Origin of the sequence: Aeromonas sp. R10-2 (genome assembly GCF_040908445.1) — a bacterium.
Classification (GTDB): domain Bacteria; phylum Pseudomonadota; class Gammaproteobacteria; order Enterobacterales; family Aeromonadaceae; genus Aeromonas; species Aeromonas veronii.
The window spans coordinates 85,322-93,188 of sequence record NZ_JBFODS010000028.1 but is presented as its reverse complement, the minus strand read 5'-3'; the positions used below and the strand labels follow the sequence as shown (position 1 = coordinate 93,188).

The 7,867-nt window shown below is 55.5% G+C and carries 10 protein-coding genes and 4 tRNA genes; all 14 read right to left on the bottom strand.

The window, feature by feature from the left end; genetic code table 11:
- Positions 1-4: 4 nt before the first annotated feature.
- The 14 genes from AB5Y97_RS06535 to cydB all read right to left on the bottom strand — a co-directional run bounded on the left by AB5Y97_RS06535 (position 5) and on the right by cydB (position 7,863).
- Positions 5-80, bottom strand: a tRNA-Val gene (locus tag AB5Y97_RS06535).
- A 17-nt stretch (positions 81-97) separates the two neighbouring features.
- Positions 98-173 (bottom strand) — tRNA-Lys (locus AB5Y97_RS06530).
- Between the two features lie 36 nt (positions 174-209).
- Positions 210-285 (bottom strand) — tRNA-Val (locus AB5Y97_RS06525).
- A 31-nt stretch (positions 286-316) separates the two neighbouring features.
- Positions 317-392: transfer RNA gene (locus AB5Y97_RS06520), tRNA-Lys, on the bottom strand.
- Positions 393-566: 174 nt separating this feature from the next.
- Positions 567-1,367, bottom strand: coding sequence for a tol-pal system protein YbgF (gene ybgF, locus AB5Y97_RS06515; protein WP_064339412.1), 801 nt, complete (start codon positions 1,365-1,367; stop codon positions 567-569).
- A gap of 158 nt (positions 1,368-1,525) precedes the next feature.
- Positions 1,526-2,050 (bottom strand): peptidoglycan-associated lipoprotein Pal, encoded by a 525-nt coding sequence (gene pal, locus AB5Y97_RS06510; protein ID WP_005313284.1) that lies wholly within the window; start codon positions 2,048-2,050, stop codon positions 1,526-1,528.
- 49 nt (positions 2,051-2,099) lie between these two features.
- Positions 2,100-3,425: a Tol-Pal system beta propeller repeat protein TolB gene (tolB, locus tag AB5Y97_RS06505; protein WP_005335728.1), complete on the bottom strand. Its 1,326-nt coding sequence runs from the start codon at positions 3,423-3,425 to the stop codon at positions 2,100-2,102.
- Between the two features lie 95 nt (positions 3,426-3,520).
- Positions 3,521-4,654, bottom strand: a complete 1,134-nt coding sequence (gene tolA, locus AB5Y97_RS06500) for a cell envelope integrity protein TolA (protein ID WP_013723471.1) — start codon at positions 4,652-4,654, stop codon at positions 3,521-3,523.
- Between the two features lie 5 nt (positions 4,655-4,659).
- Complete coding sequence (gene tolR / locus AB5Y97_RS06495) at positions 4,660-5,106, bottom strand: protein TolR (RefSeq protein ID WP_005335733.1); 447 nt, start codon at positions 5,104-5,106, stop codon at positions 4,660-4,662.
- On the bottom strand, positions 5,106-5,795 hold the full coding sequence (gene tolQ / locus AB5Y97_RS06490) for a protein TolQ (protein WP_005335735.1): 690 nt from the start codon (positions 5,793-5,795) through the stop codon (positions 5,106-5,108). The genes tolR and tolQ overlap by 1 nt, the downstream gene beginning before the upstream one ends.
- Entirely contained in the window at positions 5,785-6,192 is a 408-nt protein-coding gene (gene ybgC, locus AB5Y97_RS06485; protein ID WP_005335737.1) for a tol-pal system-associated acyl-CoA thioesterase, read from the bottom strand. Before ybgC ends, tolQ begins: the two co-directional genes overlap by 11 nt.
- Positions 6,193-6,297: 105 nt before the next feature.
- Positions 6,298-6,609 (bottom strand): cyd operon YbgE family protein, encoded by a 312-nt coding sequence (locus tag AB5Y97_RS06480; RefSeq protein ID WP_041202810.1) that lies wholly within the window; start codon positions 6,607-6,609, stop codon positions 6,298-6,300.
- Complete coding sequence (gene cydX, locus AB5Y97_RS06475) at positions 6,596-6,712, bottom strand: cytochrome bd-I oxidase subunit CydX (RefSeq protein WP_005304933.1); 117 nt, start codon at positions 6,710-6,712, stop codon at positions 6,596-6,598. Before cydX ends, AB5Y97_RS06480 begins: the two co-directional genes overlap by 14 nt.
- A 14-nt stretch (positions 6,713-6,726) precedes the next feature.
- Entirely contained in the window at positions 6,727-7,863 is a 1,137-nt protein-coding gene (gene cydB / locus AB5Y97_RS06470; protein ID WP_005335741.1) for a cytochrome d ubiquinol oxidase subunit II, read from the bottom strand.
- Positions 7,864-7,867: the final 4 nt, after the last annotated feature.

Genomic DNA, 7,867 nt, shown 5'->3' with positions numbered 1-7,867 from the left:
AAACTGGTGGTCGTTACTGGGATCGAACCAGTGACCCCCTCCTTGTAAGGGAGGTGCTCTCCCAGCTGAGCTAAACGACCTGGGATTCTTGAAATGATGGTGGGTCGTGCTGGATTCGAACCAGCGACCAATTGATTAAAAGTCAACTGCTCTACCGACTGAGCTAACGACCCATCTAAATCATTTTTTTAAACTTTTTACTGCAAATATGGTGGTCGTTACTGGGATCGAACCAGTGACCCCCTCCTTGTAAGGGAGGTGCTCTCCCAGCTGAGCTAAACGACCTGGGAATTCTGTCTCCACCGAGTGGAGAAAATGGTGGGTCGTGCTGGATTCGAACCAGCGACCAATTGATTAAAAGTCAACTGCTCTACCGACTGAGCTAACGACCCTCACCACGACCAGTTCCGACTGCATTACTGCTTCGGCTCTGACGGCGGCCTATATTACGGATTTAAATTTCCGGTGCAACAGAAAATTCGTAATTTAAATCCGTTTGCTCACTGTGCGTACAAATGCAGGCTGTTTTTACAGTAGCGTTACGAAAACAGTGACATACAGCAATGTTACAGCTTGGCCAGACTCTGTTTGGCCAACTGGGCCGGCGAGGTGTTGGGATAGCCCTTGATCACCTGCTCATAGAAGGATTTGGCTTCCGCCTTCTTGCCATCCAGCTGCGCCAGCATACCCAGCTTCAGCAGCGCATCGGCTCGCTTGGGGGATTTGCTGTATTTGTTGGCCACGGTCGAAAACTGGGCCGAGGCACCGGCTCTGTCACCCTTATTGAACAGCAACTGGCCGAGCCAGTAGTGTGCATTGGGAACATAGCCCGAATTGGGGTACTGCTTGATGAAGCCCTGGAAAGCCGGAATGGCTTTGTCATAGTTCTTCTCTTTGAGCACCATGTTGACCGCTGCGTCGTAAGCCTGATTCTCATCCTGATTGGTTGAGTAATTGGCGGCAGCAGCCGGTGTGGCAGCAGCAGGGGCCGGGGCGGCTGGAGCAGCTTGCTGGCTGCTGGCAACCTTGTCGAGCTCCTGGTAGAGCTGACGCTGGCGCTCTTGCGACTGTTCCATCTGGTAGGTCTGCTGCTCCAGCTGACCACGCAGCTCGGAGACCTCCCCTTGCAGGGAGTCGACCTGTTGCTGCAATTCAGCTTGCAGTCGCAGACGGGCATTGAGGGTGCGCTCCAGCAGGGCAACCCGATCTTCCAGGCTACCGGTGGGCACGATGGCGCCGTTGTTGCCGCTAAGGACAACCCCACCACTTGAGTCACCGCCCAGATCGCTGACCGGTGCCGCAGCTTGCGCATTCAGAGCAACCATTACGGCCAGCGCAACGACAGCTTGCTTGTACACAGATTTCATTCGGATCAAACCTTAGCGTTTAGTACAGATAAAACGGCCAGCGCCATCGTCGCTCGCATATACAGATTTCATTCGGATCAAACCTTGGCGTTTAGTGCAAATAAAACGGCCATCGAAATGGCCGCTTGCATATAAACGAACTTCGTTCGGTTTAAACCTTAGTAAACCAGAACCGCGCGGCGGTTTTTGGCAAAGGCATCCTCGGTGTGGGACAGATCCAGCGGCTTCTCTTCGCCATAGCTGACGATGGAGAGCTGCTCGGCCTGCACACCCAGGGTTTGCAGATACTTGGCAACAGCCTTGGCACGACGCTCGCCCAGGGCGATGTTGTACTCCGGAGTACCGCGCTCATCGGCGTGACCTTCGATCAGGACTTTAACGCTCGGGCGCTCGCGCAGGTAGCTGGCGTGGGCATCCAGCAGATCAGCGTACTGACCCTGGATATCGTAACCGTCGAACGGGAAGTAGATCACGTTGTCACGCTGCAGTGCTTCGAACTTCTGACGCATCTGCTCTTCCGGGGACAACATGCCGTTGGCGCCGCCGGTTTGTACACCGCCCATGCCGTCGGTCATACCTGATTCAGCGCCAGCGGCGTCGGAATCAGAAGAAGAACTACAAGCGGCCAGGGTGAACAGTGGCAGTGCGATGGCCAAACCCTTGAGCAGTTTATTGAGTTGCATGCTATTTCCTTAAACCTTTATAACAAAACAAAAAACAATTGGATTTTTATCAATTCAAGAAGGGCGACCAAGCTGGTGCACGAATTTCACCGCTACTGGTCGGAAGCACAGCCTTGAAGCGACCATCAGTCGACACCAACGCGAGACTCTTACGACCCTGATAGATGGTGGCATAAATGATCATGCTGCCATTGGGAGCCACACTTGGCGACTCATCCAGAGCACTCTGGGTAAGGACCAACAGGGCATTGTTTTCCATGTCCTGACGGGCAATACGATACTGTCCCTGAACACGGGTCACCATCACCATGATTTTGCCATCAGGAGTAATGGATGCACCCTGGTTGGATTCACCTTCCCAAGTCATCCGGCGAGTCATACCAGTCGCCAAATTTACGCTATAAATCTGGGGTTTGCCACCACGTTCAGAGGTGAACAACAAATTTTGCCCATCCGGCATCCAGGAGGGTTCGGTGTCGATCACACGGCTGGTTGTGACGCGGGTCAGCTGCTTGCTAGCGACATCAACCACATAGAGGTTTGGTGAACCATCTTTGGAGAGAACGATAGCCAGACGACGACCATCCGGAGACCACTCCGGCGCCCCGTTGATACCGCGGAAACTGGTGATCAGGCTGCGCTGCTGGGTGTAGATATCCTGCACGTAGATTTCGGACTTCTGGTTCTCGAAGCTCACGTAAGCCAGCTTGCTGCCATCCGGCGACCAGGCTGGAGACATCAAGGGCTCGCGGGAGCGCAGCAGGGTCTTCTCGTTGTAACCGTCGTAGTCAGAAATACGCAGCTGATACGGGAACTGGGTACCCTGCTGTACGGAGACGTAAGCCAGACGGGTCAGGAAGGCACCGCGCTCGCCAGTCAGACGCTCATAGACGATGTCGGAGATACGGTGGGCAAACTGGCGCATCTGGGCACCCGGGATGGTCGCCATACGGCTATCCAGGATGTAACCGTTGCTCTCGCCACCTTGTGCCTTGGCCAGCTGGCCTTTCAGCACATCGACCAGCTCGAAGTTGACCTTGTAGGTGCCGTCACCGACTGCCGAAATGGAACCTACCACCACGGCTTCAACCCCTTGGGAGGCCCAGGGAGCGAAGTTGATCTCGCTGCTGCTGCTCGGGGTCTGCGGCATCTGGCCACGGGCCAGCGGCTTGAACTTGCCGCTGCGCATCAGGTCGTTGGAGACCACTTCCGCGATGTCCTGCGGCAACTGCCCGTTACCTTCCCACTTGAAGGGGGCGACAGCGATGGGGCGTGCGCTATCAATACCGCCGGTGATGACGATGTCCAGGGCCGCCTGGGCACTCTGGCCCAGCAACAAACAGCCAACCAAAGCAAAAAATACTTTTCTGATCATGGCTTAAATACTCGGTTCCAATATAGATGAGAGGTTAAATTCCTTTCTCGGCGAGAGGTTGCCAACCGGAGGCAAGCAACCTCGTTTTATCACGCTTAGATACTCGGTTCTAACTTCAGGTTAAATTCCTTCAACATCTCGAATGCCGCAGGATCCTTGGGCACAGGCAGTTGATTGGCTTTCAGAACAGCCGCCTTACCGGAACGACAAACCGCCGGGTCACCCTGGCCGTTATCTACCGATATGACAAAGCCACTGCTCGCAAGACGTACGCCGATAGTACATGTTTTACCCCGCATGGTGGGATCCAAAATCATATACCGCTCAACAGTGGCCTTGATGAGCGCCGCATATTTGTCGACTTCGCCCTGGGCTGCTGCAGATGCCGCCTGACTGCGGGCATTGGCCTCAGCCGACAGCTGCTGCTGCATCATCTCTTCCATCTCTTTTTGCAGCTTGGCCTGCTCGGCGGCTTTACGCTTGCGCTCAGCCGCGATCTTGGCCTGCTTTTCGGCCTCGGCCTTGGCTTTCTTCTCTGCGTCAGCTTTTGCCTTTTTCTCAGCCTCTTCCTTGGCCTTCTTCTCGGCCTCGGCTTTGGCTTTTTTCTCTGCTTCTGCCTTGGCTTTCTTCTCGGCTTCAGCTTTGGCCTTCTTGTCAGCTTCCGCTTTCTTGGCCTTGGCTTCTGCCGCCTTGGCCTTCTCTTCGGCCTCTTTCTTCTCTTGTTCCTTTTTCTTCTTCAGCGCCAACGCCTTGCTCTCGGCTTCCGCCGCTTTACGCTCGGCTTCGGCCTTCTTGGCCTTCTGCTCTTCCAGCTTGCGGGCTTCCTCGGCTTTTTGGGCCTTCTCTTCCGCCTGCTTCTGCTCGGCAACCTTCTTCTGCTTCTCGGCCTCGGCCTTGCGAGTCGCCTCTTCGGCCTGCTTGCGCTTGGTCTCGGCGATGCGAAGCTGCTCCTGTTTCTGAGCCAGCTCGCGCTTGGCGAGATCCGTGTCTTCCTTATCCTTCTCTTTCTCTACCTTTTGTGGCTTGGGCTGAGATTTCTGCTGCTGGATCTGCTTGGCCTGTTCGTTGAGGAAGTTCTCATCGAGCATGACGGCATTGACGATCTGCCCCTTCGATTCGGGCCGTTTCGGTTTGCTGAAATCGAGCCCGACAAACAGGATGATGCCGATGATCAGGTGCAGCAGAAACGACGCGATGAGATAACCGGAAATACCACGCTTCACATCCATCTCCGTTAGTTCACCGGATCTGTCATCAGGCCAACCTGAGGCACACCCGCATTCTTGAGGGCCACCATCAATAGGATCACCTCTTCGTAGCGCACGGCCTTGTCACCCGCGACCACCACGGGGGCATTCTGGTTGATCGCCAGATAGCCCATGGCTTTTTCGGTGATGTATTGCTGCATCGCCTCTGGCGTGCCACTTGGCACCGGCTCGTCATCGGCTTCGCCAGCCTTGATAACATACTCGCCTTCGGTATTGACGCTGACGATGAAGGGCGGCTTGGCATCTTCCGGCAACTGCTCGGACTCAGCCTGTGGCAGATCCACTTTGACCCCTTGCGTGATCACCGGCGTGACCGCCATAAAGATGATAAGCAGCACCAGCATGACGTCGATATAGGGAACCACGTTGATCTCGGCCACCTTTTTGCGCCGGATCCGCTGATAGGTTTGCATTACTGATCACCCTGCTGCTGTGCAATTTGACGGTTCAGAATGGTGGTGAACTCGTCCATGAAGTTGGCGTAGGCGTTCTCCAGCCGCTCTACCTTGTTGGAGAAGCGGTTGTAGAAGATAACCGCCGGGATAGCGGCAAACAGACCCATGGCGGTAGCGATCAGCGCTTCCGCGATACCCGGTGCCACCATCTGCAGGGTGGCCTGCTGCACCTGACCCAGGGCGATAAAGGCGTTCATGATCCCCCATACGGTACCGAACAGACCGATATAGGGGCTGATGGAGCCGATGGTCGCCAGCACCGGCAGATTGGATTCCAGATCATCCACCGCGCGGGAGAGGGAAACGCGCATGGCGCGGTAGGTACCATCCATCACCGCATCCTGACCACGGGCACCGGCCTTGAGCAAGCGGGCATACTCCTTGAAGCCGGAGTAGAAGATATCTTCCATGCCTTCGATATCATCGCGGCGGGAAGAGGACTCCTGATAGAGGCGATTGAGATCGACCCCTGACCAGAAGCGATCTTCAAACTGTTCCGATGCAAGATTGGCCGCCTTGATCGCCTTTGAACGCTGGATAATCAGCGCCCACGAGACAATAGACATGCTCATCAGGGTCATCATGACCAGTTTTACCAACAGGCTGGCTTGCCAAAACAGGCCAATAAACGAAATTTCAGCGTGCACTTAACAGCACTCCCTTGATTTTTTCAGGTATAGCTACAGGTTTCATTTGCGGATGACTGACACAGGCTATCTGTACCATGGCCTGGGTGATCAGTCGTCCATCAGCCGCCAGGATCTGCTGCGAAAAGCGCAGGGATGCGCGTTTCACTTCAATCACTTGCGTTAATACATTCAATAGTTCATTAAAACGGGCCGCCGAGCGGAAATCGATCTCAGTTCGGCTCACCACGAAGGCATATCCCTCCTGCAGCCAGACGTCCTGTTCGACCCCTTTGGCACGAAGAAACTCGGTGCGAGCACGTTCCATAAACTTGAGATAATTGGCGTTGTAGACGATGCCCCCGGCGTCGGTGTCTTCGTAGTAGACACGCACCGGAAACTCAAAGACTTCCCCCATAACAATCTGTGATCCATTCGACAGTCAGATGGGGGGCTATCATAGCGCAGGGCTGAATAGGAAAGAAGCAGGGGGAGACAGGGAAATCCTGCCTCCCCCCGTTTTTTATGAAAGGAAATATGAATGTGTCAGCCAGAGGCCATACAACAAACTGGGCCAGGCGAGCCAGGGGTTGAACAGCACACGTCCGGGCAGGCTTTTCAGATGAAAGCCAAGCCCGTTAAGTACGCCACAACAGACGGCCCACATCAGCCAGGGAGCAAGCCAGAGACCATGCTCGCTGGTGTTGGCCGCGATCAGATTGGGGGCCTGTAAAATAGCGACGGCCAACAAGGCCGCCGCGAGTAACATCAACCCCTGCCACGGCTGCCGCTCCAGTGGAGCGGCCAGCCTGGCGAGTCGATCACTTGTTTTCATCGATCTGACGATCCATGTTCTCGGTGTGTTCCAGCCACAGCGCATTGATGATGCCAAATGCACAGGCCAGCAACAGTCCCAGGATCCAGGTGAAATACCACATTGTCAGCGCACCTCTTAATAGAGAGATTGTTGGTTATCTTCGATGTGCTTGTTGGTTACCCGGCCAAACATCTTGATGTAAGTCCAGATGGTGTAACCCAGCACAATCGGTACGAAGATCGCTGCGGCCACAGTCATCACCTGCAAGGTGTTGAAAGAGGCGGTAGCATCCCACATGGTCAGGCTCAGTGACGGCTCAAGGCTTGAGGGCATCACGAACGGGAACATGGAGAAACCGGCAGTGAGGATGACCCCGGCAATCGCCAGCGAGGAGCTGGTAAACGCCAGCCAGCCGATGTTCATGCGGGCAAACAGCGCAGTCAGCAGGCTCATGGCCAGGCCCAGTACAGGGGCAGCCACCATCCACGGATAGAGGGTGTAGTTGTTCATCCAGGCACCAGCCTGCAGGACAACTTCCTTGTTCATCGGGTTGGATACTGCGTCAGTCGCGGCAGCCTTGACGATGACATACCCTTCCATACCGCTTACCCACCAACCCGCGGCAGCAAACAGCACCAGAGTCAGCAGTGAGCAGATCATGGCGGCAGTGCGGGAACGCGCCAGCACTTCACCGTCGGTCTTCATCATCAACCAGGTTGCGCCCTGGGTGAGCAGCATGAACAGGCTCACCAGACCAGCCAGAATGCCGAACGGGTTAAGCAGACCAAAGAAGTTGCCGTGATAGGTCAACATCATGAACTGGTTAAACTCGAACGGAACGCCTTGCAGCAGGTTGCCAAAGGCCACACCAAAGACGATGGGCGGTACGGCGCTGCCGGCGAACAAGGCCCAGTCCCAGTTGCTGCGCCATTTGGCATCAGCACGCAGGGAGCGGTACTTGAAACCGACCGGACGCAGGAACAGCGCCATCAAGGTCAGGATCATCGCGATGTAGAAGCCAGAGAAGGTCGCGGCATACACCATCGGCCAAGCGGCGAACAAGGCGCCACCGGCAGTGACCAGCCACACCTGGTTTCCTTCCCAGTGCGGCCCCATGGTGTTGAGCATCACACGGCGCTCGACATCTTTCTTGCCGACGAACGGGAGCAGTGCGCCTACCCCCATGTCGAAGCCGTCAGTGATGGCAAAACCGATCAGCAGCACGCCGACCAGAGCCCACCAGATGACACGCAGAGTTTCGTAATCAAACATGGTC

What these genes read in the sequence shown, in the direction of transcription:
- ybgC (WP_005335737.1), bottom strand. Translation starts at nt 6,192, where the DNA reads ATGGGGGAAGTCTTTGAGTTTCCGGTGCGTGTCTACTACGAAGACACC.
- tolB (WP_005335728.1), bottom strand. Translation starts at nt 3,425, where the DNA reads ATGATCAGAAAAGTATTTTTTGCTTTGGTTGGCTGTTTGTTGCTGGGC.
- ybgF (WP_064339412.1), bottom strand. Translation starts at nt 1,367, where the DNA reads ATGAAATCTGTGTACAAGCAAGCTGTCGTTGCGCTGGCCGTAATGGTT.
- tolA (WP_013723471.1), bottom strand. Translation starts at nt 4,654, where the DNA reads ATGGATGTGAAGCGTGGTATTTCCGGTTATCTCATCGCGTCGTTTCTG.
- AB5Y97_RS06480 (WP_041202810.1), bottom strand. Translation starts at nt 6,609, where the DNA reads ATGAAAACAAGTGATCGACTCGCCAGGCTGGCCGCTCCACTGGAGCGG.
- pal (WP_005313284.1), bottom strand. Translation starts at nt 2,050, where the DNA reads ATGCAACTCAATAAACTGCTCAAGGGTTTGGCCATCGCACTGCCACTG.
- cydX (WP_005304933.1), bottom strand. Translation starts at nt 6,712, where the DNA reads ATGTGGTATTTCACCTGGATCCTGGGACTGTTGCTGGCCTGTGCATTT.
- cydB (WP_005335741.1), bottom strand. Translation starts at nt 7,863, where the DNA reads ATGTTTGATTACGAAACTCTGCGTGTCATCTGGTGGGCTCTGGTCGGC.
- tolR (WP_005335733.1), bottom strand. Translation starts at nt 5,106, where the DNA reads ATGCAAACCTATCAGCGGATCCGGCGCAAAAAGGTGGCCGAGATCAAC.